The organism is Streptomyces sp. NPDC037273 (assembly GCF_055603625.1).
In genome coordinates this window covers 199,820-226,648 of record NZ_JBVJVO010000001.1, presented here as the reverse complement: position 1 = coordinate 226,648, position 26,829 = coordinate 199,820, and the positions used below count along the sequence as shown (strand labels likewise).

The following is a 26,829-nucleotide window of genomic DNA, read 5'->3' as shown; positions in this document are numbered from 1 at the left end:
TCCCCCTCTCTCCCCTCTCCTCCCCCCCCCCCCCTCCCCCCCCCCCCCCCCCCCCCCCCCCCCCCCCCCCCCCCCCCCCCCCCCCCCCCCCCCCCGGGCCGAACAGAACCGCAGGTCAGCCCTTGCGGGCCTGAACCTCGGCGGTCAGCTGCGGGACGACGTCGAAGAGGTCGCCCACCACGCCGTAGTCGACGAGGTCGAAGATCGGCGCCTCGGCGTCCTTGTTGATCGCGACGATCGTCTTCGAGGTCTGCATGCCCGCGCGGTGCTGGATCGCGCCGGAGATGCCGGAGGCGATGTACAGCTGCGGCGAGACCGACTTGCCGGTCTGGCCGACCTGGTTGGAGTGCGGGTACCAGCCGGCGTCCACGGCGGCGCGGGAGGCGCCGACGGCGGCACCGAGCGAGTCGGCGAGCGCCTCGATGATCGCGAAGTTCTCGGCGCCGTTGACGCCACGGCCGCCGGAGACCACGATCGCGGCCTCGGTCAGCTCCGGGCGGCCGGTCGACTCGCGCGGGGTGCGCGCGGTGACCTTGGTGCCGTGCGCCTTCTCCGAGAAGGAGACGGCCAGCGCCTCGACGGCACCGGCGGCCGGGGCGGCCTCGACGGGGGCCGAGTTCGGCTTGACCGTGATGACCGGAGTGCCCTTGGAGACACGGGACTTGGTGGTGAAGGAGGCGGCGAACGCGGACTGCGTCGCGACCGGGCCCTCGTCACCGGCCTCCAGGTCCACGGCGTCGGTGATGATGCCGGAGCCGATGCGGACCGCGAGGCGGGCCGCGATCTCCTTGTTCTCGGCGGAGGACGGAACGAGCACGGCGGCCGGGGACACGGCCTCGTAGGCGGCCTGCAGGGCCTCGACCTTCGGGACGACGAGGTAGTCGGCGAACTCGGCGGCCTCGGCGGTCAGGACACGGGTGGCGCCGTGCTCGGCCAGGACGGCGGCGGTGTCGGCGGCGCCGTTGCCGAGCGCGACGGCGACCGGCTCGCCGATGCGGCGGGCGAGGGTCAGCAGCTCCAGAGTGGGCTTGCGGACGGCTCCGTCGACGTGGTCGACGTAGACGAGAATCTCAGCCATGGGACTTCAATCTCCTGCGAACGAAAAGGGGGCGGTCTGAGCGGCTCGCGGGAGCCTTTTAGATGAACTTCTGGCTCGCGAGGAACTCGGCGAGCTGCTTGCCGCCCTCGCCCTCGTCCTTGACGATCGTGCCCGCGGTGCGCGCCGGACGCTCGGCGGCGGAGTCGACGGCGGTCCAGGCGCCCTCGAGGCCGACCTCGTCCGCGTCGATGTCCAGGTCGTCCAGGTCCAGGGACTCCACCGGCTTCTTCTTGGCGGCCATGATGCCCTTGAAGGACGGGTAGCGCGCCTCGCCCGACTGGTCCGTCACGGAGACGACGGCCGGCAGGGACGCCTCGAGCTGCTCGGAGGCGGAATCGCCGTCGCGACGGCCGGTCACGACGCCGCCTTCGATCTTGACCTCGGAGAGCAGGGTGACCTGCGGGACGCCCAGGCGCTCGGCGAGGATGGCCGGCAGGACACCCATGGTGCCGTCGGTGGAGGCCATACCGGCGATGACGACGTCGTAGCCGACCTTCTCGATGGCCTTGGCGAGCACGAGCGAGGTGCCCATGACGTCGGTGCCGTGCAGGTCGTCGTCCTCGACGTGGACGGCCTTGTCGGCGCCCATGGAGAGCGCCTTGCGGAGCGCGTCCTTGGCGTCCTCGGGGCCGACCGTGAGGACGGTGACCTCGGCGTCGTCCGCCTCCTCGGCGATCTGCAGGGCCTGCTCGACCGCGTACTCGTCGAGCTCCGACAGCAGGCCGTCGACGTCGTCGCGGTCCACGGTCAGGTCATCGGCGAAGTGCCGGTCGCCGGTGGCGTCGGGCACGTACTTCACACAGACAACGATCCTCAAGCTCACGCCGGCTCTCCTACTGCATCGTGATAACTGGGCTGCCTTGTTGCTCGCAGCATAGGCGCCTGAAGGGCGGGTTTCCGTTCGGGGCGCCGGACGCCCTCAGCGGAATATTACTCGTCAGTACACCCAGTTCGTTACCAGTAAGCAAGCGCTCAGGCATGTGATCTGCCCAACGCGCGGAAAGCGGCCCGGACGGGAACTCTCAGTCGCGCAGCGCGTTGAAGCGGCCGTGGTGGTACAGCAGCGGCCGGCCCGCCCCGTCGGGGTCCCCCGAGACGGCCTGCGCGATCACGATCCGGTGGTCGCCCGCCGGCACCCGGGCCACGACCCGGCACACCAGCCAGGCGAGCACGCCGTCGAGCAGCGGCACGCCCTCGGGGCCGAGGCTCCAGCGGGTCGTGCCGCCGAACCGGTCGGCGCCGCTGCGCGCGAAGGTGGCGGCGAGCTCCTGCTGGTGCTCGCCGAGTATGTGCACCCCGATGAACTCGGTCTCGGCCAGCACCGGCCAGCTGGACGACGAGGTGCCCACGCCGAAGGAGACCAGCGGGGGGTCGGCGGCGACGGAGTTGAGCGAGGTCGCGGTGAAGCCGACGGGCCGTTCACCGTGCGCGGTGATCACCGCCACACCGGCGGCGTGCCGGCGGAAGACGGAGCGCAGCAGGTCGGGAGAGGCCTGGCGCGGTGCGCCGATGGTGGGGACGGCGCGGAGTTCGGGCGAGACCGTCATGGAGTTGTCCTTCCGCGAGGGCGGCATGAGAGGGGTCCTGGGGTGGTCAGACACCCGGACAGCGCGCGCTCGCGTTGCGGGCCAGGTCCACGTGGACGCGGCCGTAGAGAAGGAGTTCTATGGGCACCCCGCCAGGGTGACGATCGTTGCGGGGTGCAGTCAAGCGGGTACCGCAATATGGGAGAAGCGTCACCGCGTCAGTTGAGGCAGAGTGGCGGGCCGCTGAGCTGCGCACGAGCGTGCCGCGAGGCACGTGGGGCGCGGGCAGCCGGTGTGGCGGGGCGTCAGACCGCCTGCCCCAGGGCGGCGATGACGTCCACTCGGCGGGGCTGGCCGGCGGCCCGTCGCACGACACGGCCGGCGCTGTCGAGGACGAGCACGGTGGGGGTCTTGGCGATGCCCAGTTCGCGGACGAGGTCGAGGCGCTCCTCGGCGTCGATCTCCACGTGCCCCACGCCGGGCACCATCGCGGCGACCTCGGCGAGGGTGCGGCGGGTGGCCCGGCAGGGCTGGCAGAAGGCGGTCGAGAACTGGACGAGCGTGGCCCTCTCCCCCAGCTCGGCACCGAGCAGTTCCGGCCCCACGATCTCGCCCATCGTCACTTTCCTTCCGTTCCGTCTCCGGTGCAGCGTCCCACGGCACCGTTCGATTCCCGCCACGAACACCGGGCGTGACGAGAATCTCCCTGTACGAAGCCGCCTGGACTGGTCACGAGCCCGCACATGGGGCACGATCTGCCCAAAGCCGAAAACCTACGGCCGCGTAACTTCGCCGGGAGAACCCGCTCCGGGCACACGAAGAAGAGGTTCCTCTCCGATGGCAGAACTCGTCTATCGACCGGTCGTCGGCGCCGCTCTCACCCTGTTCAAGGCGCTCGACCTGAAGATCGACACGCAGGGTTCGGAGCACATCCCCCGGACGGGAGGCGCCGTGCTCGTGAGCAATCACATCAGCTACCTGGACTTCATCTTCACCGGTCTCGCGGCCCTGCCGCAGAAGCGCCTGGTCCGCTTCATGGCGAAGGACTCGGTCTTCCGGCACAAGGTCTCGGGCCCGCTCATGCGCGGCATGAAGCACATCCCCGTCGACCGCGCGCAGGGCGAGCACGCCTACCAGCACGCCCTGGAGTCCCTGCGGGCCGGCGAGATCGTCGGTGTCTTCCCCGAGGCGACCATCTCCCAGTCCTTCACGCTCAAGGGCTTCAAGACGGGCGCCGCGCGCCTCGCCCAGGAGGCGGGCGTGCCGCTGATCCCGATGGCGCTGTGGGGCACCCAGCGGCTGTGGACGAAGGGCCACCCGCGGAACTTCAAGCGCAGCCACATCCCCGTCACGATCCGCGTGGGCGAGCCCGTGGAGGCCCCCGCCGACCAGTACGCCGGTGCCATCACCCGGCGGCTGCGCGAGCGCGTCCAGGAGCTCCTGGAGGCCGCCCAGCGCGCCTACCCGGTCCGTTCCAAGGACGCGGCCGACACCTGGTGGATCCCCGCCCACCTCGGCGGCACGGCTCCGACGCCGGAGCAGGTCAAGGCCGGCGAGAAGTAGGCCCGCACGCACGAGGAGAGGGCCGGACGGAGTCGATCGACTCCGTCCGGCCCTCTGTTCCTGTACCGATGGCGTGCCGGGCCGGGACTACCTGGCCAGCTCTTCCTTCAGGGCCTGGAGGAAGGCGTCCACGTCGTCCTCCGTGGTGTCGAAGGCGCACATCCAGCGGACGTCGCCGGCCTTCTCGTCCCAGAAGTAGAAGCGGAACCGTTCCTGCAGCCGCCTGGTCACCTCGTGCGGGAGGCGGGCGAAGACGGCGTTGGCCTGCACCGGGTAGAGGATCTCCACGCCGTCGACCTCGCGCACCCCGGCCGCGAGGCGCTGGGCCATCGCGTTGGCGTGCCGCGCGTTGCGCAGCCAGAGGTCCTTCGCGAGGAGCGCCTCAAGCTGCACCGACACGAAGCGCATCTTCGACGCGAGCTGCATGGACAGCTTGCGCAGGTGCTTCATGTGGCTGACCGCGTCGGGGTTGAGGACCACGACGGCCTCGCCGAAGAGCATGCCGTTCTTCGTGCCGCCGTACGAGATCACGTCCACGCCCACGGCGTTGGTGAACGCGCGCATCGGCACGTCGAGCGAGGCGGCCGCGTTGGCTATCCGGGCGCCGTCGAGGTGCACCTTCATGCCCTTGGAGTGGGCGTGCTCGACGATCGCGCGGATCTCCTCGACCGTGTAGACGGTGCCCAGCTCGGTGTTCTGGGTGATCGAGACGACCTGCGGCATCGCGCGGTGCTCGTCCTCCCAGCCCCAGGCCTGCCGGTCGATGAGCTCGGGGGTGAGCTTGCCGTCCGGGGTGGGCACGGTGAGCAGCTTGAGGCCGCCCATCCGCTCGGGGGCGCCGCCCTCGTCCACGTTGATGTGGGCGGTCTCGGCGCAGATCACGGCGCCCCAGCGGTCGGTGAGCGCCTGGAGGGCGGTCACGTTCGCGCCGGTGCCGTTGAAGACCGGGAAGGCCTCCGCGGTCGCGCCGAAGTGGCTGTGCATGATCCGCTGGAGGTGCTCGGTGTACTGGTCCTCGCCGTAGGCGACCTGGTGGCCGTCGTTGGCGAGGGCGAGGGCGGCGAGCACCTCGGGGTGGGCGCCGGCGTAGTTGTCGCTGGCGAAGCCCCGGACCGACGGGTCGTGGTGCCGACGTGCGTCGGTCCTGGGGCCGAGTGCCGAGGTCACGGCTTGGGGGTCAGCCACAGACGCTGTCCATTCACTTCCTGGGCGGGCTTGTCCCACAGGCCGGCGATCTCGTCGGCCAGGTCCTTGACGTCGGTGAAGCCCGCGAACTTCGCGTTGGGGCGTTCGGCGCGCATGGCGTCGTGCACCAGTGCCTTGATCACCAGGATGGCAGCCGCCGCCTGCGGGCCGTCGTCGCCCCCCAGCTTGCGGAAGGAGTCGGCCATCGCGAGGGTCCAGGCCTCGGCGGCCGCCTTGCCGGCGTTGTACGCGGCGTTGTTGGCGACCGGCTTGTGCGCGCCGACCTGGCTGATCAGGGCGTAGCGGCCGCGGCCGCCGGCCCGCAGCAGCCCGTCGTGGAAGGCCAGCGAGGTGTGCTGGACGGTGCGGATGAGGAGCTTCTCCAGGAAGTCCCAGTCCGCGAGGTCGGTGTCGGTGAAGGTGGTGCTGCCGCGCCAGCCGCCGACGAGGTGGACCAGGCCGTCGATCCGGCCGAACTCCTTCTCGGTCTTCTCGGCCCAGGCGCGGGTGGCGTCCAGGTCGAGGAGGTCGACGGTGTCACCGACGACCTTGGCGCCGCCGTGGGCGTAGCGCGCGGCGTCGACGGCCTCGGCGAGACGCGCCGGGTCGGCGTCGGAGCCGACGACGGTGGCGCCCGCCTCGGCGAGGCGGATCAGCGTCGCGCGGCCCGCGGGGCCTGCCGCGCCGGCGACCGCGATGACGGCGCCGTCGAGGGGGCCGCCGTTTCCGTTGGCGTTCATGGGCGACGTCTCCTCCGTGGGCTCGATGAGGTCGCTCACGCGGCGGCCCGCTCGGTGCTCGGGACGTCGGCGGCGGTGATCCCCTTGGTGTCGGCGATCACGCCCTTCAGTTTCTTGGAGAGGGCCTCAAAGAACATGCTGAGCGGAAACTCGTCGGGAAGCACGTCGTCGACCAGCTTGCGCGGCGGCAGCGAGAGGTCCAGGGCGTCGGGGCCCTTGGCCCACTTCGAGCCCGGGTGCGGGGCCAGGTAGGCGGAGACGAACTCGTACGCCTTGAACCAGTGGACCAGCTTCGGGCGGTCGATGCCCTCGCGGTAGAGGGTCTCGATGTCGGAGCAGAGGCGGTTGGTGACCTCGGGGGCGCGGTCCCAGTCGATGGTGAGGACGTTGTCCGTCCAGCGCACCACGTCGTTCTTGTGGAGGTACGCGAAGAGGAGCTGGCCGCCGAGACCGTCGTAGTTCCGGTTGCGGTCGCCGGTGAGCGGGAAGCGGAACATCCGGTCGAAGAGGACCGTGTACTGCACGTCGCGGCCGTGGCCGTTGCCCTCGGCCTCCAGCTTCACGGCCTCCCTGAAGGCGGTGAGGTCGCAGCGGAGCTCCTCGAGCCCGTACATCCAGAAGGGCTGGCGCTGCTTGATCATGAAGGGGTCGAAGGGCAGGTCGCCGCGGCTGTGGGCGCGGTCGTGGACCAGGTCCCAGAGCGCGAAGGCCTGCTGGCAGCGCAGCTGGTCGCCGAGCATGACGGCGATGTCCTCGGGCAGCTTGACGCCCAGGGTGTCGACCGCGGCCTCGGTGACCTTGCGGAAGCGCGCGGCCTCGCGGTCGCAGAAGATGCCGCCCCAGGTGAAGCGCTCGGGGACCTCGCGGACCGCGACGGTCTCCGGGAAGAGGACGGCCGAGTTGGTGTCGTAACCGGCGGTGAAGTCCTCGAAGGTGATGCCGCAGAAGCCGGGGTTGTCGTACCGCGTGCGCTCCAGCTCGGAGAGCCACTCGGGCCAGACCATGCGCAGCACGACGGCCTCGAAGTTGCGGTCCGGGTTGCCGTTCTGCGTGTACATCGGGAAGAGCACCAGGTGCTGCAGCCCGTCGGCGCGGCCGGCGGCCGGGTGGAACTCCATGAGGGAGTCGAGGAAGTCCGGCACGGCGAAGCCGCCCTCGGCCCACTTGCGCAGGTCGGCGACGAGCGCGCGGTGGTAGGCACCGTCGTGCGGGACCAGCGGGGAGAGCTGCTCGACCGCGGCGATGGCGCGGTCGACGGTCAGCTCGACGAGGGAGCGGGCGGGCGCGCCCTCGGCCTCGAAGTCGATGGAGCCGTCCGCGCTCTGCCAGGGACGGAACTCCTCCACGGCATTCTTGAGCTCGGTCCAGGCCGGGTGGTCGATGACCCGGGCGTCGGTGGCTATGCCCCCACCGGTCACGTCCTGCACAAGAATTTCCGTCATTCCTCTTCCTCCACAGGAGAACCTCACGTAAAGACACCGTAACCAGCGACGGTTCTCCACCACAAGGGGAGCAAGAGAAATTCTCCTGCACCACCCCCCTCGCGACCGCAGTTTTTCCTGTCCACCAGGGGGGAGGCGACTCTTCCGCCGGACGGATCAGTTCAGCGGCTTCACCAGGAGCTCGAACTCCAGATCGTCGCGCTGGGGCACCCCGAAGCGCTCGTCGCCGTATGGGAACGGGGTCATCCGGCCCGTGCGCCGGTAGCCGCGCCGCTCGTACCAGGCGATCAGCTCCTCGCGTACGGAGATCACCGTCATGTGCATCTCGCGCACGTCCCACAGCTCCCGCACCCGGCGCTCGGCCTCCGCGATGATCTGCTTGCCGAGGCCGAGGCCCTGGAGGTCGGGGCGGACCGCGAACATGCCGAAGTAGCCGGCCTCCCCGCGGTGCTCCAGCTGGCAGCAGGCGACGAGCACGCCGTCGCGCTCCACGACCATGAGGCGGCTGCCGGGGGCGGTGATGACGGCGGCGACGCCCTCGGGGTCGGTCCGCTGCCCCTGGAGGATGTCCGCCTCCGTGGTCCAGCCACCGCGGCTCGCGTCGCCCCGGTAGGCCGACTCGACGAGCGGGACCAGCGCGGGCACGTCGTCGAGCACCGCCTCCCGATAGCTGATCCGGCCGGTCTCCTGAGGCATGGCGGTGTCCATACGGGTGAGGCTCCCCTCGGGCGCTGACGGTGCGGGCGCCACCGGCTCGCGCACACATCGGGGCGCGCGCGATCGGTGCGCGATCATCCCGAGCCTAACGCGCGCGCCTCGCACTCCCCCCTCGTACACCAGTGCGCGCCCGTGCGCCCGCGTGCGCGCCTCCTGTGCCGGGCAGTCCTTTCCGGACGGTACGGCGTCGAGGGGAGGTGTGCCGTGCACGGACCGGCCCTGTCCGGGTGGCTCCTGGTGGCCGTCTGCGCGGCGACCGGCCTGTCCTGCCTGCTGCGGATGCGCGCCTCCGCGGGGGGCGAGCGGCGCGCCGCCGGCGGCGAGGCGGTCATGGGATTCGGCATGGCCGTGATGGCGCTGCCCGCCGCCGCCCTCACCCAGCCCGGCTGGAGCCGGGGGGTGTACGCGGCGGTGTTCGGCGCGGCGGCCCTCCACGCCCTCCCCGCGCTGCGTCGCGGCGGCCATCATCTCCACCACCTGATCGGCTCGCTCGCGATGCTCTACATGGCCCTGTCGATGGCGTCGCCGGGCCCGCACACCGGCCACGGGGCGGCCGTGGCGGGCGGCATACCCGTCCTCACCGGCGCCCTGCTCCTCTATTACGTCGGCTACGTCCTGCGCACGGGGACGCGGCTCGTGCCGGTGACGGCGACCGCCGGAGGCCCGGGACCGGCCTGGGCGACCCGGCCCGAGCTCGCGCTGGCCTGCCGGCTGACGATGGCCCTCGCGATGCTGGCGATGCTCCTGACGCTCTGACGCGGGGAGGGGAAAGCCCGGTCGCGCGCCTCGGCCCGGGCAACGAAACCGTGGCGTACGTCACTTGCTTTCCGCGCCCATACCCCCGACCCGTACCGCGCTCATAGGCTGACGCCCATGTGGGTCTCCCTCGCGCTGCTCCTGCTCGGCGTCCTGACCGCTCTCGCGGCACCGCGGCTGCTGTCCCGGGCCGACTGGGTGGAGCGAGAACCCGTGGTGGCCCTGTGGGTGTGGCAGTGCGCGGTCGCCGCGGTGCTCCTCAGCTTCGCGCTCTCCATGACGCTCAGCGCCTCGGCCGCCTGGCAGGCCGTACGGGGACAACTCTTCGCGCCCGCGCCGCACGCCGTCGTCGACGCCTACGAACTCGGCACGTCCGGGCCCTGGTCCGGGGTGCTCGCGGTCGTCCTCGCCGCGGCCGGACTGTGGTCCGGGGCGATGCTGGGCCGCGAGATCGGCCAGGCCCGCGCCCGACGGGCGCGGCGCCGCCGCGAACTCCTGGTCCGCTCGCCCCTGCTGCCGGGCGAACGGCCGCGCGGCGAACGGCTCGTCGTCCTGGAGGGCGAGCGGTCCGACGCCTGGTGGCTGCCGGGCACCACGCCCCAGCTGGTCATCACGACCGCCGCGCTGCGGCGGCTGAAGGGACGTCAACTGGACGCGGTCCTCGCCCACGAGCAGGGCCACGCCCGCGCCCGGCACGACTGGCTGCTGCACTGCTCGGCCGCGCTGGCCGACGGGTTCCCCGGCATCCCCGTCTTCACCGCGTTCCGCGAGGAGATGCACCGGCTGGTGGAGCTGGCCGCCGACGACGTGGCCTCGCGCCGCTTCGGCCGCCTGACGGTCGCGCTCGCCCTCGTCGAACTCAACGAGGACCGCGGGGTGTTCGGCCCCGGCACCGGACCGGACGCCGATCTGCCCCAGCGCGTGAACCGGCTGCTCACCGCCGCGCCCCGCCTCACCGCCGCCCACCGCCTCCGCCTCACCGCGGTCGCCTCCCTCGTGCCCGTCGTCCCGGTGCTCGTCGCCTTCGTCCCCGCGCTCAGCGCGCTCGGCTAGCCCCGGGTGACGGCCGCACCCCGGCCCCGGCCGGCGGCGACCCGCACCTCCGCGGACGCCGGGACCACACGCACCCCGGCGGCGCGCGGGGAGATCGCGGACAGCCGCGCGGAGGGGTCCGTCGGGCAGGATCGGCGCATGCGCACCTCCGCCGTCGTCTCGGGCGTCCTGGCCGTCCTGCTGCTCGTGCTCGTCGCCGTGGAGTGGCCGCCGCTGCTCTCCTTCGACCGGTCGGTCGCCGGGGAGCTCCATCGCAGCGCCCTGGCCCACCCCGGGTTCACCCAGGTGAACCGGGTGCTGAGCGACTGGCTGTGGGACCCGTGGACGATGCGCGCGCTGGCCGCGGCGGTCGTCGTGCTGCTGTGGTCGCGGCGGGAGCGGCGGCTCGCCCTGTGGGTGGCGGGGACGAGCCTGCTGGCGGTCGGTCTGCAGCAGACGCTCAAGGCGCTGGTGGGCCGGGACCGGCCGGTCTGGCCCGACCCGGTGGACTCGGCGCGGTTCGCCGCCTTCCCGTCCGGCCACGCGATGACGGCGACGGTGACCTGCGGGCTGCTGCTGTGGGTGCTGGCCCTGCACTGGCGGGACGAGTGGCGCGGCTGGGGCACGCTCGCGGGCGCCGCGGCCGTCTCGGTGCTCGGGGTGGGGTGGACCAGGGTCTACCTGGGCGTGCACTGGCCGTCGGACGTCCTCGGCGGATGGCTCCTCGGCTGGTGCTGCGTGTCCGTGGCGATCCTGACGTACCGCCGGAGCGAAGGCCGGCCGGAGCGTGCCGCGGACGGGCGGCCACCGGGGAGCAGAATGGGAGAAAAGCGATGAAGCCGCCTGTTCTGGACGATCCCCCGTGTCGCCCAGAACAGACGGCAGCCCGGACGGCCCGCCACGCAGGCATGCCGACCGGATGCGCCGAGTATATTGGCTGGCAGCCAGTCAACGCAGGAGCCCAGCATGTCCCCGCGTAGCCCATCGGTCAATGAAGAGCTCCGACGCCGGTCGCGGGAGCGCATTCTGGAGGCCACGGTGGAGCTGGTCGACACGAATGGTTACGAGTCGACCACACTCGGCGACATCGCGAAGCGGGCCGGAACGGCGCGCGGACTGATCTCGTACTACTTCCCCGGCAAGCGCGAGCTGCTCCAGTCGGCCGTGCACCGGCTGATGCACCTCACCCTGGAGGCGGGGCTCGAACGCGAGCCGCGCACCGAGGACGGGCGGGAACGACTGGCCCGCGCGATCGACGCGATCCTGGGCCTCGCCGCGGCCCGGCCGACGCTGATGCGCACGCACATGGCGGGCATCCTCCAGGCCGAGGGGTTCGTCCAGTGCCAGGAGCAGCAGCGGCTGGCCTTCCTGCTGCGGGACACCGTCACCCGGTACGGCTCGCAGGACGTGGACACCGACTATCCGCTGCTGCGCGCCCTGCTGATGGGCACGGTGGTGGCGGTGCTGCTGCCGGGGGCGCCGATGCCCCTCGCGCGGCTGCGCGCCGAGCTGTTCCACCGCTACGGCCTGGACTGGGAGATGGGTGTGCCGCCGGACGGGGGTCCGCCCGGCGGCACTCAGGCGCCGCGGCCTGCCTGAGCTCCGCGCTCGGTCAGTCGTCGAAGTCGAAGTAGTCCGGCTGCGTCTGGACGTTGAGCTCGTCCATCCGGATCCGCTTCGCGGGGTCGGTGCGCCGGTCGGAGAGCTTCAGCACGTCGAAGCCCTTGACCAGGTCGTTCGAGTAGATGTGGCCGTTGTAGTAGTACGCGGACCACGAGCCGCCGCCGACCAGGGAGGTCGCGGAGATCGGGCCGCGCTCGAAGTAGGCGATCTCGGTGGGCTTGGCCGAGTCGGTGAAGTCCCAGACGGAGACGCCGCCCTGGTACCAGGCCTGGACCATGAGGTCCTTGCCCTTGACCGGGATGAGCGAGCCGTTGTGGGCGACGCAGTTCTCGGTGTCGGCCTGGTGGCGCGGGATCTTGTAGTAGCTGCGGAAGACGAGCTTGCGGTTCTTGCCCTTGCCCACGATGTCGTAGATGCCGTCGGCACCGCGGTTCGGGCCGACCACGGCGTTGCAGGTGGCCGCGCCGCCGCCGCCGAGCTCGTCGGTGAAGACGACCTTGTTCGCCTTCTGGTTGAAGGTCGCAGAGTGCCAGAAGGCGAAGTTGACGTTGTCCTGGACGCGGTCGATCACCCGCGGGTGCTCGGGGTCCTCGATGTCGAAGAGGATGCCGTCACCCATGCACGCGCCGGCCGCGAGGTCCTTCTCCGGGAGCACGGTGATGTCGTGGCAGCCGGTGGTCTTGGAGACGCCCGGGTTGGTGGGACCGCCCGGGTTGCCGCCGCCGTCCGGGCCCTCGCCCGGGAAGAGGACGGGGAAGTTGACGACGGCCGCCTGCTCGGGCGCCTTGCGGGGCACCTTGATGACCGAGATGCCGTCGTGCGGGGGCTGGCAATCGGGGAAGGCGACGTTGGGCGAGTACGAGGAGACGTAGACGTACACGTCCTTCTTCCTCGGCACCAGCGTGTGGGTGTGCGAGCCGCAGGCGGTCTCGACGGAGGCGACGTACTTCGGGTTGGCGATGTCGCTGATGTCGAAGATCTTCATGCCCTCCCAGGATTCCTTGACCGAGGCGGGCTGCGTGGTGCTGGCGCAGCTGTTGTCGCTCCGGGAGGAGTCCGTGGACAGGAACAGCAGGTTCCCGGAGACCGAGACGTCGTTCTGGGAACCGGGGCACAGGACCTGGGTGACCGTCTTCGGCGCCTTCGGGTCGCTGATGTCGAAGATGCGGAAGCCGTCGTAGTTGCCGGCGAAGGCGTACTTGCCCTGGAAGGCGAGGTCCGAGTTGGTGCCCTTGAGGGCGTCCTTCGGGATGTTCGCGAGGTGCTCGATGTTGGCGCTGTGGACGATCTGGTCCACGCCGGGTATCTCGCCGCTCTGGATGGCGGCGCTCGTATCGGCCGCCTGTGCCGAGGAGACCTCGCCCTGGGTGGGCGCGTCTCCGGGGTCCGGGGTGGCCGCCGCGGGGGTGACCGCGAGCAGTGTGGCCAAGAGCCCGGCCGCGGCTGTCGCCACGCCCAGGCGTCTGGCCCGTGCACGGGGATCTCTCGTGTAGGACGCGCTACGCGGGGTACGCAACGAAGTCACTCGGTCCTCCCTAGTATCCGTTCGACTGGGAACAGGTGCTGGACCCCGGCAGTATCTTCCTTGCCGTGCACATTTCAACAGATGGCAACACGGACGTCGTGAAGGTTACTGATCAGTCATCCCCAGAAAAGTGCGAGGAACGGAACGTCTCCCCGCAAGATCGCCTGGAGGTCCCGTTGTTGAACCGCCGTCAGCGTGTCATTGCCACCATGGTTCTGCCCGTCGCCGCCGTACTCGCCCTGAGCGCCTGCGAGTCGACGCCCGAGGCGGCCGCGCCGCAGGTCAAGGGGGGCGAGGGCGCGGTGATCGCGCCCGGCAAGCCCGGCGAACCGGCCCGCCGGGTGTCCCCCGAGGAGGCCGCCCGCCTCCTGCCCGACGAGAGCCCCAACAGCGCCGATTACCGCTATGTGCAGATGATGATCGCCCACCACCGCCAGGCGCTGACGATGACGGCCCTCGCTCCGCAGCGCGCGACATCCTCCCAGGTCAGAAGGGTGGCCGAGCGGATAGCGGCGGCCCAGCAGCCGGAGATCGGCGCGATGGAAGGTTGGCTGAAAAACAACGGCGGCCCGCGCGCGCAGAGCGGCCACGACCACCACTCCATGCCGGGCATGGCCACCGAGGCCCAGCTGACCCAGCTGCGGAACGCGCGCGGCAAGGCCTTCGACGACCTGTTCCTGAGGCTCATGATCACGCACCACGAAGGCGCCGTGACCATGGCCGCCGAGCTCCTCGGCGAGGGCAACAACGTCCTCGTGGAGGAGATGGCCAACGACGTCATCGCCCAGCAGAGCGCGGAGATCCACCGGATGCGGTCGCTGTGACCGCACGGATCGGGTCACGGTGACCGAGGGGGCGTGACGCGGCGGCGCGAGCGGCCGGCCTGACGGACGGGCAGACGGACGTCAGAGCGTCGCGACCTCCCCCTCGTGGTCGCGGCCCGACTGGGCGCCGGCCGACGCGAGGACGGCGGCGAGGAGGCCGGGGAAGAGTACGTCCAGGTCGTCGGCGCGGAGGGCGTTGAGCTTGGCCGTGCCGCGGTACATCTGGCGGATCACGCCGCTCTCGCGGAGCACGCGGAAGTGGTGGGTGGTCGTCGACTTGGTCACCGGGAGGTCGAAGTACGAGCAGCTCAGTTCCGCGCCCTCGCGGGCCATGTCGCGCACGATCCGCAGCCGTACCGGGTCCGCGAGCGCGTGGAGCACCGCCTCCAGGCGGATCTGGTCACGCGTGGGGTGTTCGAGGGCGCGGGGGCTGGTCGTGCTGGTCACGGCGGCGGCTCCACTTCATCCGGGATGACGCCCATTGTACGAGACCTCTCGTAGTTTGACAGTCGCCGTACTACGATGTGTATCGTACGAGCATCTTCGAGGCATCCCCGAAACGGAGTCCGTCATGAGCGCCGCCCTGTTCCAGCCCTATGCCCTCCGCTCGCTGACCGTGCCCAACCGGGTCTGGATGGCGCCCATGTGCCAGTACTCCGCGGAGACGACCGGGCCGAACGCGGGCGTTGCCGGCGACTGGCACTTCGCCCACTACGCCGCCCGCGCCACCGGCGGCGCGGGACTGATCCTCGTCGAGGCCACCGCCGTGTCCCCCGAGGGCCGGATCAGCCCGGCGGACCTCGGCCTCTGGAACGACACGCAGACCGAGGCCCTGCGGCGGATCGCCGGCTTCCTCAAGGAGCACGGCACCGTGCCCGGCATCCAGCTCGGCCACGCCGGACGCAAGGCCTCGACCAACCGCCCCTGGGAGGGCCGCGGCCCCGTCGCGCAGGACGGGCCCGGCTGGCAGCCCGTCGCCCCCAGCCCGGTCCCGTTCAACGAGGGCTACCCGGTGCCGACCGAGCTCACCGTCGACGGGATCCGGGAGATCACCGGCCGGTTCGCGGACGCCGCCCGCCGGGCCCTCGACGCCGGCTTCGAGGTCGTCGAGGTGCACGGTGCCCACGGCTACCTCATCGGCGAGTTCCTCTCCCCGCACAGCAACCACCGCACCGACTCCTACGGCGGCTCCTTCGAGAACAGGACCCGGCTCGCCCTGGAGGTCGTCGACGCGGTACGGGCCGTGTGGCCCGAGGACCTTCCCGTCTTCTTCCGGATCTCCGCCACCGACTGGCTGGCGGAGCAGGGCTGGACGGCCGACGAGACCGTCCGGTTCGCCGCCCTCCTGCGCGAGCACGGCGTCGACCTCCTCGACGTGTCCAGCGGCGGCAACGGCGGCCCCGCCGACATCCCCGTCGGCCCCGGCTACCAGGTGCCCTTCGCCGCCCGCGTCAAGGCGGAGACCGGGCTTCCGGTCGCCGCCGTCGGCCTGATCACCGAGAGCGAGCAGGCCGAGAAGATCCTCGCCAACGGCGAGGCCGACGCGATCCTGCTCGGCCGCGAACTCCTCCGCGACGCCTCCTGGCCCCGCCGCGCCGCCCGCGAACTCGGCGCCGAGACGCACGCCCCGGCCCCGTACGCCTGGGCGATCTGACCGGCGGGCGCACCGGGCGCGGGTGTGTCCGGGGGCCGCTGTCAGTGGGCGGGTGCAGACTGGCCCGTATCCGCGACAACGGCGTCCTGGAGGTGGCAGCCATGCCCGACGTACTCCTCACCGTGGGCACCCGCAAGGGTCTCTTCATCGGCCGCAGGCACGACGGCCGATGGGAGTTCGACGATCCCGAGTTCCCCGCCCAGGCCGTCTACTCGGTCGCCATCGACACCCGGCGGCCGACGCCACGGCTGCTCGTGGGCGGGGACAGCGCCCACTGGGGGCCGTCCGTCTTCCACTCCGACGACCTCGGCAAGACCTGGACCGAACCGGCCCGCCCCGCCGTGAAGTTCCCCGAGGACACCGGCGCCTCCCTGGAGCGCGTCTGGCAGCTGCATCCGGCGCCCGGCCACTCCCCCGGCGTCGTGTACGCGGGGACCGAGCCCGCCGCGCTGTTCCGTTCGGCCGACGGCGGCGAGTCCTTCGAGCTGGTCCGCCCGCTCTGGGAGCACCCGACCCGGTCGAAGTGGGTGCCCGGCGGAGGCGGCGAGGCCGTCCACACCGTCGTGACCGACCCGCGCGACCCCGACGCCCTCACGGTCGCGGTGTCCACCGCGGGCGTCTTCCGCTCCCGGGACGGCGGCGCCGCGTGGGCCCCGGCCAACCACGGGGTCTCCGCCGTCTTCCTGCCCGACCCGAACCCCGAGTTCGGGCAGTGCGTCCACAAGATCGCCCAGGACGCCGGCGACAAGGACCGCCTCTACCTCCAGAACCACTGGGGCGTCTTCCGCAGCGACGACGCCGGCGCCCACTGGTCCGACATCGGCTCCGGGCTCCCCTCCGACTTCGGCTTCGCCGTCGCGGCCCACCCGCACCGCCCCGGCACCGCGTACGTCTTCCCCATCACCGCCGACTCCGACCGCGTCCCCGCCGGCCGCCGCTGCCGCGTCTACCGCACCACCGACGCCGGCGAGACCTGGGAACCCCTCTCCCAGGGCCTCCCCGAGACCCCCCACTACGGCACGGTCCTGCGCGACGCCCTCTGCACCGACGACGCCGACCCCGCGGGCGTCTACTTCGGCAACCGCAACGGCGAGGTGTACGCGAGCCCCGACGACGGCGACAGCTGGCAGCTCCTCGCCCAGCACCTCCCGGACGTCCTCTGCGTCAGAGCAGCGGTGATCTGAGCGGCGCGCCCCGGCAGGATCAGGGCAGGCGCCAGTCCACGGGCTCGGCGCCCTGCCTCAGGAGCAGGTCGTTCGCGCGACTGAAGGGACGCGATCCGAAGAAGCCGCGGTCCGCCGACATCGGTGACGGATGGACGGACTCCACCGCCGGCAGGTCGCCGAGGAGCGGACGGGCCCGACGGGCGTCGCTTCCCCACAGGATCGACACCAGCGGCTTGCCCCGGGCGGCGAGCGCGCGGATCGCCTGCTCGGTGACCTCTTCCCAGCCCTTGCCGCGGTGCGCGGCCGGCTTGCGCGGAGCGGTGGTCAGCGCCCTGTTGAGCAACAGGACGCCCTGCCGGGTCCACGGGGTCAGGTCGCCGTTCGACGGCCGGGGCAGCCCGAGATCCGTGTGCAGCTCCCGGAAGATGTTCTCCAGACTGCCCGGCAGGGAACGCACCTCCGGCGCCACCGAGAAGCTCAGACCCATCGCCATCCCCGGCGTCGGATAAGGGTCCTGACCCACGATCAGCACCCGGACCTCGTCGAACGGCTGCTGGAACGCCCGCAGCACGTTCGCCCCCGACGGCAGATACGTGCGCCCCGCGGCGATCTCCGCCCGCAGGAACTCCCCCATCTCCGCCACCCGCCCCGCCACGGGGCGCAGAGCCTCCGCCCAACCGGGCTCCACCAGTTCGTTCAACGGTCGCGCTGTCACAGTCCGTCACTCTACCGGCCTAGGGTGACAGGGAACCTTCTCCCTTTCGCCCGCGGCTCCACCCGCAGTGAGGACGGTGCACCGTGCATTCCGTGATCGAGCGCTCCGAGGGTCTGGTCGTCGGCGTCGACTCCGGGGGGTCGGGGCTGCGGATCGCGTTGGCGGGGGCCGAGAGCGGGGTGGTGGCCGGGACGGCGGCCTCGCGCGAGCCGGTACGGACCGGGCCCGGGGGGATCTCGGCCGGGCACTTTCTGGAGCAGGTCGTGCCGGCCGTGGACGCGCTGCTGGAGGAGCACGGGCCGGGGCCGGTGCTCGCGGTAGGGGTCGGGGCCGCCGGGATGGCGACGCTCGGGGAGGAACTGAGGCGGGAGCTGCCGGGGGCGTTCGCGGAGGCCTGGGGCGCCAGGAGGGTGGCGCTGGCGGCGGACGCGGTGACGGCCTACGCGGGCGCCTTGGGGCAGCGGGCGGGAGCGGTGGTGGCGGGCGGGACGGGGATGATCGCGCTCGGGACGGATCTGGTGTCGTGGCGGCGGGCGGACGGGTGGGGGCATCTGCTCGGGGACTGTGGCGGGGGTGCGTGGATCGGCCGGGCCGGCCTCGACGCGGCGATGCGGGCGTACGACGGCCGGCGGGGCGGCTCGGCGGAGCTCCTCGCGCGGGCCGAGAAGCTGTTCGGCCCGGCGGCGGGACTGGCGGGGGTGCTGTATCCGCGTACCGACCGGCCGGCGGTGCTGGCCTCGTTCGCGCCCGAGGTGGGGCGGTGCGCGGAGCGGGATCCGGTGGCGGCGGACATCCTGGCGCGGGCGGCGGGTCATGTCGCCGAGGCGGCGGAGGCCGTGTGTCCCGGCGAGCCGGAGGCCGTGGTGGCGCTGACCGGGGGGCTGTTCAAAATGGGCGATCCGCTGCTCGTGCCGTTGCGGGCGGCGCTCGGGAGGCTGGTGCCGCACGCCCGTGTGGTGCCCGCGGCGGGGGATCCGCTCGCCGGGGCGGTCGCGCTGGCCGTGGGTCTCGTGGGAGGCACGCTGCGGCTCCCGGAGGACCCGGCGCTGCTGCGGGTGTCCGGTTCCTGACCGGGTGGGGGGCGGGGGTATCCGCCCAGGTGGGGAGCGGTGCGCGGGGCGGGTGGACACCTGGACCGGACATAGGGGGGCAGAAGGCGCGCGAGCGCACCTCAGCCGACGGCGCCGTGGACGAAACCAGTAGCATGCGGCGCCATGAGCTCCCCCACTGGGCCTGCTTCCGGCCTGCCTGTACGAATGCCTCGACCCCGCCAGTCCGGGCGGCACCGTCGCCCCGAACCCGCGGCGGCGCCCGAGGGCGCTCCCGCGCTGGTTCTCGCCGTTCCCGGCGTGCCGTCCGCCGCCATCCGCTCACTGGCCGAAGAGGTCGTGAGCATCGCCCGCTCCGAGCTGCCCGGCCTCGAGGCCGCGATCGGCTTCCTGGAGGGCGACGACACCGAGTACGCCTCGCTGGCGACCGTTCTGACGTCGGCGGACGCGCTGCGCACCGAGCGGTACCAGATCGCCCTGGCCGCCGGCCGCGAGGTCGCCGCGCCGTACGGTCCTGCCGCCGTCGTGGTCCCGCTGCTCGCGGGCCCGGACAGCGCCCAGATGCGTCTGGTCCGCCAGGCCGTCATGGACAGCGGCAACACGGCCGAGCTGACGGACGTCCTCGGTCCGCACCCGCTGCTCGCCGAGGCGCTCCACGTGCGCCTGTCGGAGGCGGGTCTCGCGCGGGCCGACCGCGCCCGGCTCTTCACGGTCGCGACCGCGGCCGACGGCATCATCCTGGCCACGGTCGGCGGCGAGGAGGCCGTGCAGGCCGCCGGCATCACCGGCATGCTGCTCGCCGCGCGCCTCGCCGTGCCGGTGATGGCCGCCGCGCTCGACCAGGAGGGTTCCATCGCCTCCATCGCCGAGCAGCTGCGCGCCGCCGGTTCGGAGCAGCTGGCCCTGGCCCCGTACCTGATCGGCCCCGAGCTGGCCGACGGTCTCCTCGACATCGCCTCGAAGGAAGCCGGGTGCGCCGTCGCCGAGCCGCTGGGGGCCTACCCGGCCATCGGCAAGCTGGTGCTCACGCAGTACACGGCCGTGCTGGGCCTCCCGCAGCAGCCGCAGGACGCGCCCTCGCACTGAGGCCCGCGCCGCGGCCGTACGGAAGGGCCCGCTCCGGAATCGTCCGGGGCGGGCCCTCCGTCGCACCCGGGGGTGCTCAGCCGAAGACGACGCAGGAGGCCGCCGGGGCTTCGACGGCGCCCGCGCGGGCCGGAATCCCGGTCTCGGGGTCGAGGGTGAACCAGGTGACGTCGCCGGAGCGCTCGTTCGCCGCGTACAGGCGCCGCCCGGCGGGGTCGAGGGTCAGGTCGCGGGGCCAGTGGCCGCCGCAGGGCACGGTGGCGACGAGGGTGGCCTTGGCGCCGTCCGGATCGAGGGCGAGGACGGCGAGCGTGTCGTCGCCGCGCACGGCGGCCCACAGGAAGCGGCCGTCGGGGGCGACGACGACCTCGGAGGGGTAGCTGGGGCCGGCCGTGCCCTCGGGGACGACGGGGGTCTCGCCGAGGGGTTCGAGGACGCCCTCCGCCGCGTCCCAGCGGCAGACGGTGAGGGTGGGCTCCAGCTCGTTCAGGACGTACGCGTGCGTCCCGTCCGGGTGGAAGGCCAGGTGGCGCGGCCCGGTGCCGGGGCGCAGCGCGGTCTCGCCGTGGAGGGTGAGCACGCCGGTGTCGGGGTCGAGGGCGCAGATCCGGACGGAGTCGGTGCCCAGGTCCACGCTGAGGATCCAGCCGCCGCTGGGGTCGGGCAGCACCTGGTGGGCGTGCGGGCCGCGCTGGCGGTCGGTGACGGGTCCGCTGCCCTCGTGCGGGAGGACGGCCGTCGCGGGCCGCGCCGTGCCGTCCTCCGCCAGCGGCAGGGCGGTGACGCTGCCGGCGGTGTAGTTGGCGGTCAGCAGGTGCCCGGCCGCGAGCGCCAGGTGGGTGGGGCCGGCGCCGCCCACGGGTACGGGTGCCCCGAGCGGCAGCGGTACGGGTCCGGTGACGTCGAACGCCGCCACCGCCCCGGCATCCGTCTCCGACACCACGTGCAGCACCCGTCCCGCCAGGGCGAGGAACGACGGATCGGCGACGGCGTCGCTCGCTCCGGTCACGGTCAGCGCGCCGGTCTCCTCGTCTACCTCAGCGGCGAGCACCCCCCGCCCGCCCGCCGACGTGAACGATCCGATGTACGCGCGCGCCCCGCTCCGTGCCGCCCCTGCGTCGCCCATGACGCCTCCCCTGCCCCGGGGCCGGTCGCGCTCGACCGGCCGTCGTCGTCCGTGGGGCCGACGGTAGCAGGCGGTCTAGACCAAAGGGGTGTCAGGCGGCCGGTACCAGCGGCGCCCGCGGCGAGGTCCGCAGCGGGGCCGCCAGGTCGACGAGGGCCTGTTCGAGGCCGTGCAGGTGACCGAGGGCGGTCTCGGCGCCGGGGTGGTGGTGCGGAACGGCCGCGTCGCCCTCGGCGACGGCCGTGGCCACCGGGCGGGCCGGCGGCACGAGGGCGTGCACGGCGGCTTCGACCCGCCATGCGGCGGCCGCGAGCCGGGCGTCGTGCGAGGCGTCGGGGTCGGCGGCGACGGCGGCCAGGCCGCGGATCTCCCGGGCGCAGTCGTCGAGCAGGGCGAGCACCTGGCGGGCCCTGGCCTTGCGGGCGCGCAGCGGGCTCAGCGGGTGCACCAGCGGGGCCAGCGAGAGCCTGACCTTGCCGAGGAGCAGTTCCAGCTCTCCGGCGTGCGGGGCCGGGTCGGCGGCGGGGTCGCCGGCGAGGCGCCGGGCGGCTGCCGTGGTGCAGGTGTGCACGCAGGTCACGGCGCGTTCGATCCAGGCGTTGGTGGCGGCGTGCGTCGTCACCGGCAGCAGGGCCACGCCGATCGCCGCGCCGATCGCGCCGACGGCCGTCTCCTGGAAGCGGAGGACGAGCAGCCCGGGGTGCAGGACGCCGAGGAGTCCGTACAGCAGCCCGGCCATCACGGTCACGAAGAACATCATCCAGGAGTACGACAGCGGGGCCGTGTAGAAGATGCCGAAGACGCAGACGGCGACGAGGAGGGCGGTGGGGCCGGGCGCTCCGCCGAGGGGTACGGCGATCAGGAGGCCGGCCGCGATGCCGGTGACGGTGCCGAGGACGCGGCGGAAGCCCCGTACGAGCGTCTCGCCGCGCGAGGCCGTGTTCACGAAGATCCACCACGCGGTGCCGACGGCCCAGTACCAGCGGTCGTGCGAGATCAGCTGCCCCGCCGCGAGGGCGATGGCGCAGGCCGCCGTGGCCTGGACGGCCTGACGGGTGGTCGCGCGGGCCAGGCCCGCACCGGGCAGCGGCGCGGGCGCGGCGGGCGGCGGCACCCGGCGCTCGATGCACCAGGCGACGAAGCGGACCGCCCCGGCGGCGAGGAGCGCGAGCGCCACGGCCGCGTACAGCTCGGGGAGCTGGGCGGGCAGCGCGTGCAGGAACTGGGTGACGAAGAACTGCATGAACGCGAAGATGCCGAGCGCGTGGCCGCGGGGTCCCCAGCGGCGCGCGTACACCCCGGCGAAGACGACGAGCAGCCAGGCGGCGTCTCGCGCGAGCGGCGCGTCGTGCAGCAGGGTCGCCAGGGCCAGGACGGGGAAGCCGACGGTCGGCAGCAGTGCGGTGGTGACGGCCTGGCCCCGGACCGTGGAGTCACCGACCGTGAAGAGCGCGAGCAGCGCGGCGAGACCGGCGGTGATCGACGCGACGAGGGACAGACCGAGCAGCTCTGCCAGGGCGACCGCGAGCGTGATGCCGAGGACGGCGCGCAGCGAGACCCTGAGCCGGACGAGCCCCGGATCCGGAGCCATGAAGTACTTCCGCACGGCGGCCAATCCCGCCCCCCTTGATCTGTCTCTTCGGCGCGCGCGAGTTCCCCCGGGGGTGGTGGGGGCTCGGACACGACGAAAGCACCGCGGATCCGCCCGGCCTCGTCGCCGGACGGCGCTGCGGCGCCGAAAAATAGGTGATGGCTACAAGGATAGACGCAGAGGGGTACGGCGGCTCAACCGGCGGCCGAATCACTGGGCCATTGGCACAGCACCAGGGGGCCGCGAGTGACCGGACGCGGCCATTGGCCCACGTCCTCCGGCGACCGGGAAGCCCACGCCCCTCAGGAAGCTCTCCGTGTGCTCGGCGAAGTACGGGTCGCCGACGCTCCGGGCGATGCCCCGGGCCGGGCGGGGCAGGCGTTACGGCCCGTCGGTAGGCTCTGACCGCATGACCGTCGCTCGTTCCCTCGCCCTCTTCGCCGTCGCCGCGCTCTTCGAGATCGGCGGCGCCTGGCTCGTCTGGCAGGGCCTCCGCGAGCACCGCGGCTGGGCATGGATCGGCGCCGGCGTCATCGCCCTCGGCCTGTACGGAGTCGTCGCCACCTTCCAGTCCGACGGCAACTTCGGCCGCATCCTCGCCGCCTACGGCGGCGTCTTCGTCGCCGGCTCCATCGCCTGGGGCATGGTCGCCGACGGCTACCGCCCCGACCGCTACGACGTCATCGGCGCCCTCGTCTGCCTCGCCGGCATGGGCGTCATCATGTACGCCCCTCGCGGCCACTGACCGCGCCGCGGCAGTCGAAGAGGAAGCACCCGGCCATTCCGCGCCCACGGCGGGGTCGGGTCGGCGTGCGCCCCGGGCGCCTCCGAAAGGGAGGCAAGAGCTCATCGGTACAGTCGGGAATGATCCGTAATGACCGGTAAGAGGTGGAGGAGGCCGGCGGAGCATGGCGGTGGACGAGCTCGATACCAGGATTCTGCGGTTGCTGATCGAGCAGCCGCGGACGAGTGTGCGCGAGTACGCGCGGATCCTGGGGGTGGCGCGGGGCACCGTGCAGGCCAGGATCGACCGGTTGGAGCGGGACGGGGTGATCACGGCGACCGGACCGGTCCTGTCGCCCGCCGCGTTGGGGCATCCGGTGCTGGCGTTCGTGCACGTGGAGGTGACGCAGGGGCATCTCGACGAGGTGGGGGACGCGCTCGCCGGGGTGCCCGAGATCGTCGAGGCCTTCTCGATCACCGGCGGCGGCGATCTGCTGACGCGGGTGGTGGCGCGGGACGCCGGACATCTGGAGGACGTGATCCAGCGGCTGATCCAGCTGCCCGGGGTGGTCCGCACCCGCACCGAGATCGCGCTGCGCGAGCGGGTGGCCCACCGGCTGCTGCCGCTGGTCGAGGCGGTCGGACGGCGGTCCGGCACCGCCCGCCCGTGAACCGCCCGCCCGTGCACCGGCGGAAATTCACGGGCGTCCGGGAGGGCTCGCGTGGCAGGGTACGACCGCCCTGCCCTCGTCAGACCCGGAGCGCACCATGACCACACCCGCCCGACTCGCCCCCCTGCTCGCGGAGTTCGACTTCGCCCGGCAGCGGCTGACCGACCGGATGGCGGGCCCGGTGATGAACAGCGGGAACGGTACGGACGTGAAGGTCGGTCCGATGACCGACGAGGAGTACTTCTGGGAGCCGGGTCCCGGCTGCTGGTCGGTCCGCCGCCACTCCGAGGGGCCGGGGCCGCGCGCCACCGTCCTGGTGGGCGCGGGCGAGTTCGGGCGTGACACGACTCCGCCGCCGCATCCCGAGCCGGCGCCGTTCACGACGATCGCGTGGCGGCTCAGCCATCTCTCCGAGCTGCTGGCGCTGCGCGCCGACCACACGAACGGCAGCCGCGCGCGGACCCGTGACGACTACGTGGTCAGCGGGGACGTCACCACCGCCGTGGCGGCCTTCACCGAGGCGGCCGACGCCTGGCGGGAGGCCCTGCTGTCCGTCGACGACACGGCGCTGGACACCGTCGGACACTGCACCTACCCGCACGGCGGCGATGCGGAGGAACTCTTCCTCGACGTCGTCTGGTGGGTGAACCAGGAAGTCCTGCACCACGGCGCCGAGATCGCCCTGCTGCGGGACCTGTACCGGCTGACCCGGACGGGAGTCTGACCTTCCGGAGCGGGAGTTCAGCGGGTCGTGCGGGCGAGCAGCATCGCCACGTCGTCCTGGGCGGGGCCCGCGAGGAGCCGTCCGAGGACCTCGTCGCAGAGCACGTCGAGCGGGCGGTCCAGGGGGCGGAGGGCCTGGGCGAGCTGGCGCATGCCCTCGTCGAGGTCGCGGTGCCTGGCCTCGATGAGGCCGTCGGTGTAGAGGACGAGGAGTCCGCCCTCGGGAAGGGCGACCTCCTCCGTGCCGAAGTCGTGGGCGCCGGTGCCCAGCGGGGTGCCCGGAGGGCCGTCGAGGAAGGTGACGGTCCCGTCGGCGGTGGCCACGGCCGGCGGCGGGTGGCCCGCGCGGGCGATGACCCAGCCGCCGGCGGCCGGGTCGTGGACGGCGTACACGCAGGTCGCCATCTCGTCCTCGCCGAGGTCGGCGACGACCGCGTCGAGCGAACTGAGCATCCGGGCCGGCGGGATGTCGTGACGCGCCAGGGTCCGCACAGCCGTGCGGAGTTGGCCCATGACGGCCGCCGCGTGGATGCCGTGCCCCATGACGTCGCCGATGACCAGGCCGGTCCTGCCGCCGGGCAGGGCGATGACGTCGAACCAGTCGCCGCCGACGTCGTGGGCGCTGGCGGGCAGGTAGCGGCCGGTGAGTTCGAGGCCGGTGACGGCGGGGAGTTCGCTGTTGGTGAGGCTGCGCTGGAGGGTGATCGCCGCTTCCCGCTGGGTCGTGTAGAGGCGGGCGTTGTCGATGTTGAGGGCGGCGCGGGCCACGACCTCGTCGATGAGGACGCAGTCCTGCGCGTCGAAGGGCTCGCGGGTCTTCAGGCGTGTCACCGTGACCGCGCCGAGCACCTGGCCCCGGGCCACCAGCGGGACCAGGCGGGCCGAGCCGATGCGGGTGGCGAGGTAGGTGCGCAGGGCCTCGGTGCGGGGGTCGGTGAACAGCGCCGGGATGTCGGAGGAGTACAGGTTCGTCGGCCGCCCGTGGACGACCACCTGCTCGTACACCGAGTCGAGCGGGATCTGGAAGGTCTGCCCGGGGGCGAGGAGCGACGTCGGCGCCGTCGGGTCGGGGAAGCGGGCCGCGAGGCGCCGCAGCACCCCCCGGGTGGAGGCCGCCGGATCGTCCGGTTCGAGGACCGATTCCAGCATCTGTACGTCGGCCGAGTCCGCGAGCTGCGGCACCAGGAAACGGACCGCCTCCTCGGCCGTCTGCTTCAGGTCGAGCGTCGTGCCGATCCTGGCCCCCGCCTCGGCGAGCAGGGCGAAGCGGTGGCGGGCGCGCTCGACCTCGGTGTGCGCCTCCTGGCTCTCGGTGATGTCGACGAGCGAGGCGATGAGCCCCAGGGGCCGGCTGTCGGTCCGGTCGACCAGCGGCGCGTACGAGCACGACCAGATGTGGTCCCGGTCGGGGTCCGCCGGCGTACGGCCGACCCGGCGCGCGTCGACGACGGCCGTCCCGCTGTCGAGGACCTGCCGCATCAGCGACTCGAGCGACGCGGCGTTGACGCCCGGCACGACCTCGGTGAGGCGGCGGCCCACGTGCTCCGCCGCCGACACCCCGTTCATGTGCGCGAGGGCGTCGTTCACGCGGAGGAACCGCAGGTCGGGGCCGAGGAGCGCGAGGCCGATCGGCGACTGGGTGAAGAGGCTCTCCATCGCCGCCAGGTTCTCCCGCATCCGCAGGACCTCTGACGTCTCCACCGCGATGAGCATCGCCCCCGGCCGCCCTTCCGGGTCCGCGGCGGGCACGATCCACATCTCCATGGCGACCGTGTGACCGTCCCGGTGCCGCACCGGCAGCGTGCCGACCATGGTCTCGCCGGCCTGCACCCGGTCCGTGAGGCGGTCCGCCAGCTCACGGTTCGCGTCGGGCACCAGGAGCGGCGTGGCCAGCCGTCCCAGGACATGTTCAGGGCGGTGCCCGAGGAGGTCCTGCGCGGCCAGCGACCACTCGACGATCCGGCCGTCGGCGTCCTCACGCCACAGCGCGATCGGGAGCAGTTCGCGGAGCACACCCGCGTCCCCGACGGCCGCCCTGGGCGGCTGCGGAACCCTGCTCGACGACTGATGAGTCTCCACGCATCGACCTACGCATCGGCCCGGCCCCAGGGGGCGCAATCCCTACCGAATCACCCTAGCCGAGGTGCCGACGCCGGGCCCTTCGCAGTGCGGCCGATCGAGGACGGAGGGTTCCGTGGTTTCCGACGGAGGGTTCCGTGGTTTCCGACGGAGGGTTCCGTGGTTCTGACGGTGGGTTCCGTAGTTCTACGGATGCGGGGAGGGGGCGCGCCTG

28 protein-coding genes are annotated in these 26,829 nt (G+C 72.7%); 13 read left to right on the top strand and 15 right to left on the bottom strand.

Features of this window, described 5'->3' with window-relative positions; translation table 11 throughout:
* Positions 1-115 precede the first annotated feature (115 nt).
* The 4 genes from ACZ7G1_RS01020 to ACZ7G1_RS01005 form a co-directional block, all read right to left on the bottom strand.
* Complete coding sequence (locus ACZ7G1_RS01020) at positions 116-1,078, bottom strand: electron transfer flavoprotein subunit alpha/FixB family protein (protein WP_470880968.1); 963 nt, start codon at positions 1,076-1,078, stop codon at positions 116-118.
* A gap of 58 nt (positions 1,079-1,136) precedes the next feature.
* Positions 1,137-1,922 carry an electron transfer flavoprotein subunit beta/FixA family protein gene (locus ACZ7G1_RS01015; RefSeq protein WP_470880970.1) on the bottom strand — a complete coding sequence of 262 codons (786 nt, stop codon included), beginning with the start codon at positions 1,920-1,922 and terminating at the stop codon, positions 1,137-1,139.
* A 199-nt stretch (positions 1,923-2,121) separates the two neighbouring features.
* Complete coding sequence (locus tag ACZ7G1_RS01010) at positions 2,122-2,646, bottom strand: flavin reductase family protein (protein ID WP_470880972.1); 525 nt, start codon at positions 2,644-2,646, stop codon at positions 2,122-2,124.
* Between the two features lie 284 nt (positions 2,647-2,930).
* Positions 2,931-3,242, bottom strand: coding sequence for a TlpA family protein disulfide reductase (locus tag ACZ7G1_RS01005; protein ID WP_470880974.1), 312 nt, complete (start codon positions 3,240-3,242; stop codon positions 2,931-2,933).
* A gap of 220 nt (positions 3,243-3,462) precedes the next feature.
* Here ACZ7G1_RS01005 and ACZ7G1_RS01000 point away from each other — a divergent pair, with 220 nt between their 5' ends.
* Positions 3,463-4,188, top strand: coding sequence for a lysophospholipid acyltransferase family protein (locus tag ACZ7G1_RS01000; protein WP_470880975.1), 726 nt, complete (start codon positions 3,463-3,465; stop codon positions 4,186-4,188).
* Positions 4,189-4,275: 87 nt separating this feature from the next.
* Here the strand turns inward: ACZ7G1_RS01000 and ACZ7G1_RS00995 are convergent, their stop codons facing one another.
* The 4 genes from ACZ7G1_RS00995 to ACZ7G1_RS00980 form a co-directional block, all read right to left on the bottom strand.
* Positions 4,276-5,355 (bottom strand): threonine aldolase family protein, encoded by a 1,080-nt coding sequence (locus tag ACZ7G1_RS00995; RefSeq protein ID WP_470881062.1) that lies wholly within the window; start codon positions 5,353-5,355, stop codon positions 4,276-4,278.
* The gene (locus ACZ7G1_RS00990) at positions 5,352-6,113 is read right to left on the bottom strand and encodes an SDR family NAD(P)-dependent oxidoreductase (RefSeq protein ID WP_470880977.1); all 762 of its coding nucleotides are present in this window, start codon (positions 6,111-6,113) and stop codon (positions 5,352-5,354) included. The genes ACZ7G1_RS00995 and ACZ7G1_RS00990 overlap by 4 nt, the downstream gene beginning before the upstream one ends.
* A 35-nt stretch (positions 6,114-6,148) precedes the next feature.
* On the bottom strand, positions 6,149-7,555 hold the full coding sequence (locus ACZ7G1_RS00985; RefSeq protein WP_470880979.1) for a DUF6421 family protein: 1,407 nt from the start codon (positions 7,553-7,555) through the stop codon (positions 6,149-6,151).
* Positions 7,556-7,711: 156 nt separating this feature from the next.
* Positions 7,712-8,263, bottom strand: coding sequence for a GNAT family N-acetyltransferase (locus ACZ7G1_RS00980; RefSeq protein WP_470880981.1), 552 nt, complete (start codon positions 8,261-8,263; stop codon positions 7,712-7,714).
* Between the two features lie 213 nt (positions 8,264-8,476).
* Here ACZ7G1_RS00980 and ACZ7G1_RS00975 point away from each other — a divergent pair, with 213 nt between their 5' ends.
* Both ACZ7G1_RS00975 and ACZ7G1_RS00970 read left to right on the top strand, forming a co-directional pair.
* Positions 8,477-9,028 (top strand): DUF5134 domain-containing protein, encoded by a 552-nt coding sequence (locus ACZ7G1_RS00975; RefSeq protein WP_470880983.1) that lies wholly within the window; start codon positions 8,477-8,479, stop codon positions 9,026-9,028.
* A gap of 117 nt (positions 9,029-9,145) precedes the next feature.
* Positions 9,146-10,081 (top strand): M56 family metallopeptidase, encoded by a 936-nt coding sequence (locus ACZ7G1_RS00970; RefSeq protein WP_470880984.1) that lies wholly within the window; start codon positions 9,146-9,148, stop codon positions 10,079-10,081.
* On the opposite strand, the gene ACZ7G1_RS00965 is transcribed toward ACZ7G1_RS00970, so the two are convergent.
* Positions 10,078-10,221, bottom strand: coding sequence for a hypothetical protein (locus tag ACZ7G1_RS00965; RefSeq protein WP_470880986.1), 144 nt, complete (start codon positions 10,219-10,221; stop codon positions 10,078-10,080). The genes ACZ7G1_RS00970 and ACZ7G1_RS00965 overlap by 4 nt on opposite strands.
* Here ACZ7G1_RS00965 and ACZ7G1_RS00960 point away from each other — a divergent pair.
* Complete coding sequence (locus tag ACZ7G1_RS00960; protein ID WP_470880987.1) at positions 10,220-10,897, top strand: phosphatase PAP2 family protein; 678 nt, start codon at positions 10,220-10,222, stop codon at positions 10,895-10,897. The two genes, ACZ7G1_RS00965 and ACZ7G1_RS00960, sit on opposite strands and share 2 nt — an antisense overlap.
* Positions 10,898-11,026: 129 nt before the next feature.
* Entirely contained in the window at positions 11,027-11,659 is a 633-nt protein-coding gene (locus ACZ7G1_RS00955) for a TetR/AcrR family transcriptional regulator (RefSeq protein ID WP_470880989.1), read from the top strand.
* A 13-nt stretch (positions 11,660-11,672) separates the two neighbouring features.
* Here the strand turns inward: ACZ7G1_RS00955 and ACZ7G1_RS00950 are convergent, their stop codons facing one another.
* Positions 11,673-13,208 carry an LVIVD repeat-containing protein gene (locus ACZ7G1_RS00950; RefSeq protein ID WP_470880991.1) on the bottom strand — a complete coding sequence of 512 codons (1,536 nt, stop codon included), beginning with the start codon at positions 13,206-13,208 and terminating at the stop codon, positions 11,673-11,675.
* Positions 13,209-13,417: 209 nt separating this feature from the next.
* Between ACZ7G1_RS00950 and ACZ7G1_RS00945 the strand changes: the two genes are divergently transcribed.
* Positions 13,418-14,032, top strand: coding sequence for a DUF305 domain-containing protein (locus tag ACZ7G1_RS00945; RefSeq protein ID WP_470880992.1), 615 nt, complete (start codon positions 13,418-13,420; stop codon positions 14,030-14,032).
* A gap of 81 nt (positions 14,033-14,113) precedes the next feature.
* On the opposite strand, the gene ACZ7G1_RS00940 is transcribed toward ACZ7G1_RS00945, so the two are convergent.
* A complete protein-coding gene (locus ACZ7G1_RS00940; protein WP_470880994.1) occupies positions 14,114-14,479 on the bottom strand; it encodes an ArsR/SmtB family transcription factor in 366 nt (121 codons plus the stop codon).
* A gap of 124 nt (positions 14,480-14,603) precedes the next feature.
* On the opposite strand from ACZ7G1_RS00940, the gene ACZ7G1_RS00935 reads away from it, so the two are divergent.
* Positions 14,604-15,686: an NADH:flavin oxidoreductase/NADH oxidase gene (locus ACZ7G1_RS00935; protein ID WP_470880996.1), complete on the top strand. Its 1,083-nt coding sequence runs from the start codon at positions 14,604-14,606 to the stop codon at positions 15,684-15,686.
* A 101-nt stretch (positions 15,687-15,787) separates the two neighbouring features.
* On the top strand, positions 15,788-16,870 hold the full coding sequence (locus tag ACZ7G1_RS00930; RefSeq protein ID WP_470880998.1) for a WD40/YVTN/BNR-like repeat-containing protein: 1,083 nt from the start codon (positions 15,788-15,790) through the stop codon (positions 16,868-16,870).
* A 19-nt stretch (positions 16,871-16,889) separates the two neighbouring features.
* On the opposite strand, the gene ACZ7G1_RS00925 is transcribed toward ACZ7G1_RS00930, so the two are convergent.
* Positions 16,890-17,567, bottom strand: a complete 678-nt coding sequence (locus ACZ7G1_RS00925) for a uracil-DNA glycosylase (RefSeq protein WP_470880999.1) — start codon at positions 17,565-17,567, stop codon at positions 16,890-16,892.
* 92 nt (positions 17,568-17,659) lie between these two features.
* Here ACZ7G1_RS00925 and ACZ7G1_RS00920 point away from each other — a divergent pair, with 92 nt between their 5' ends.
* Positions 17,660-18,637, top strand: a complete 978-nt coding sequence (locus ACZ7G1_RS00920; RefSeq protein WP_470881000.1) for an N-acetylglucosamine kinase — start codon at positions 17,660-17,662, stop codon at positions 18,635-18,637.
* Positions 18,638-18,781: 144 nt separating this feature from the next.
* On the top strand, positions 18,782-19,702 hold the full coding sequence (locus tag ACZ7G1_RS00915; protein WP_470881001.1) for a sirohydrochlorin chelatase: 921 nt from the start codon (positions 18,782-18,784) through the stop codon (positions 19,700-19,702).
* A 76-nt stretch (positions 19,703-19,778) separates the two neighbouring features.
* On the opposite strand, the gene ACZ7G1_RS00910 is transcribed toward ACZ7G1_RS00915, so the two are convergent.
* Entirely contained in the window at positions 19,779-20,828 is a 1,050-nt protein-coding gene (locus ACZ7G1_RS00910; RefSeq protein WP_470881002.1) for a lactonase family protein, read from the bottom strand.
* Between the two features lie 91 nt (positions 20,829-20,919).
* Complete coding sequence (locus ACZ7G1_RS00905; protein ID WP_470881004.1) at positions 20,920-22,419, bottom strand: FUSC family protein; 1,500 nt, start codon at positions 22,417-22,419, stop codon at positions 20,920-20,922.
* Positions 22,420-22,828: 409 nt separating this feature from the next.
* Between ACZ7G1_RS00905 and ACZ7G1_RS00900 the strand changes: the two genes are divergently transcribed.
* The 3 genes from ACZ7G1_RS00900 to ACZ7G1_RS00890 all read left to right on the top strand — a co-directional run bounded on the left by ACZ7G1_RS00900 (position 22,829) and on the right by ACZ7G1_RS00890 (position 24,537).
* A complete protein-coding gene (locus tag ACZ7G1_RS00900; protein WP_470881006.1) occupies positions 22,829-23,164 on the top strand; it encodes a YnfA family protein in 336 nt (111 codons plus the stop codon).
* A gap of 163 nt (positions 23,165-23,327) precedes the next feature.
* Positions 23,328-23,813, top strand: coding sequence for an Lrp/AsnC family transcriptional regulator (locus tag ACZ7G1_RS00895; protein WP_470881008.1), 486 nt, complete (start codon positions 23,328-23,330; stop codon positions 23,811-23,813).
* A gap of 97 nt (positions 23,814-23,910) precedes the next feature.
* A complete protein-coding gene (locus ACZ7G1_RS00890) occupies positions 23,911-24,537 on the top strand; it encodes a DinB family protein (protein ID WP_470881009.1) in 627 nt (208 codons plus the stop codon).
* A 17-nt stretch (positions 24,538-24,554) separates the two neighbouring features.
* Here ACZ7G1_RS00890 and ACZ7G1_RS00885 read toward each other — a convergent pair whose 3' ends face one another.
* Positions 24,555-26,615 (bottom strand): SpoIIE family protein phosphatase, encoded by a 2,061-nt coding sequence (locus ACZ7G1_RS00885; RefSeq protein WP_470881010.1) that lies wholly within the window; start codon positions 26,613-26,615, stop codon positions 24,555-24,557.
* Positions 26,616-26,829: the final 214 nt, after the last annotated feature.

Bases quoted from the DNA above. Each gene is read 5' to 3' on its own strand.
- ACZ7G1_RS00980 (WP_470880981.1), bottom strand. From the start codon at position 8,263: ATGGACACCGCCATGCCTCAGGAGACCGGCCGGATCAGCTATCGGGAG.
- ACZ7G1_RS00930 (WP_470880998.1), top strand. From the start codon at position 15,788: ATGCCCGACGTACTCCTCACCGTGGGCACCCGCAAGGGTCTCTTCATC.
- ACZ7G1_RS00960 (WP_470880987.1), top strand. From the start codon at position 10,220: ATGCGCACCTCCGCCGTCGTCTCGGGCGTCCTGGCCGTCCTGCTGCTC.
- ACZ7G1_RS00985 (WP_470880979.1), bottom strand. From the start codon at position 7,555: ATGACGGAAATTCTTGTGCAGGACGTGACCGGTGGGGGCATAGCCACC.
- ACZ7G1_RS00970 (WP_470880984.1), top strand. From the start codon at position 9,146: ATGTGGGTCTCCCTCGCGCTGCTCCTGCTCGGCGTCCTGACCGCTCTC.
- ACZ7G1_RS01010 (WP_470880972.1), bottom strand. From the start codon at position 2,646: ATGACGGTCTCGCCCGAACTCCGCGCCGTCCCCACCATCGGCGCACCG.
- ACZ7G1_RS00965 (WP_470880986.1), bottom strand. From the start codon at position 10,221: ATGCGCCGATCCTGCCCGACGGACCCCTCCGCGCGGCTGTCCGCGATC.
- ACZ7G1_RS00915 (WP_470881001.1), top strand. From the start codon at position 18,782: ATGAGCTCCCCCACTGGGCCTGCTTCCGGCCTGCCTGTACGAATGCCT.
- ACZ7G1_RS00990 (WP_470880977.1), bottom strand. From the start codon at position 6,113: ATGAACGCCAACGGAAACGGCGGCCCCCTCGACGGCGCCGTCATCGCG.
- ACZ7G1_RS00890 (WP_470881009.1), top strand. From the start codon at position 23,911: ATGACCACACCCGCCCGACTCGCCCCCCTGCTCGCGGAGTTCGACTTC.
- ACZ7G1_RS01000 (WP_470880975.1), top strand. From the start codon at position 3,463: ATGGCAGAACTCGTCTATCGACCGGTCGTCGGCGCCGCTCTCACCCTG.
- ACZ7G1_RS00905 (WP_470881004.1), bottom strand. From the start codon at position 22,419: ATGGCTCCGGATCCGGGGCTCGTCCGGCTCAGGGTCTCGCTGCGCGCC.
- ACZ7G1_RS00955 (WP_470880989.1), top strand. From the start codon at position 11,027: ATGTCCCCGCGTAGCCCATCGGTCAATGAAGAGCTCCGACGCCGGTCG.
- ACZ7G1_RS00895 (WP_470881008.1), top strand. From the start codon at position 23,328: ATGGCGGTGGACGAGCTCGATACCAGGATTCTGCGGTTGCTGATCGAG.
- ACZ7G1_RS00935 (WP_470880996.1), top strand. From the start codon at position 14,604: ATGAGCGCCGCCCTGTTCCAGCCCTATGCCCTCCGCTCGCTGACCGTG.
- ACZ7G1_RS00910 (WP_470881002.1), bottom strand. From the start codon at position 20,828: ATGGGCGACGCAGGGGCGGCACGGAGCGGGGCGCGCGCGTACATCGGA.
- ACZ7G1_RS01005 (WP_470880974.1), bottom strand. From the start codon at position 3,242: ATGGGCGAGATCGTGGGGCCGGAACTGCTCGGTGCCGAGCTGGGGGAG.
- ACZ7G1_RS00945 (WP_470880992.1), top strand. From the start codon at position 13,418: ATGGTTCTGCCCGTCGCCGCCGTACTCGCCCTGAGCGCCTGCGAGTCG.
- ACZ7G1_RS00900 (WP_470881006.1), top strand. From the start codon at position 22,829: ATGACCGTCGCTCGTTCCCTCGCCCTCTTCGCCGTCGCCGCGCTCTTC.
- ACZ7G1_RS01020 (WP_470880968.1), bottom strand. From the start codon at position 1,078: ATGGCTGAGATTCTCGTCTACGTCGACCACGTCGACGGAGCCGTCCGC.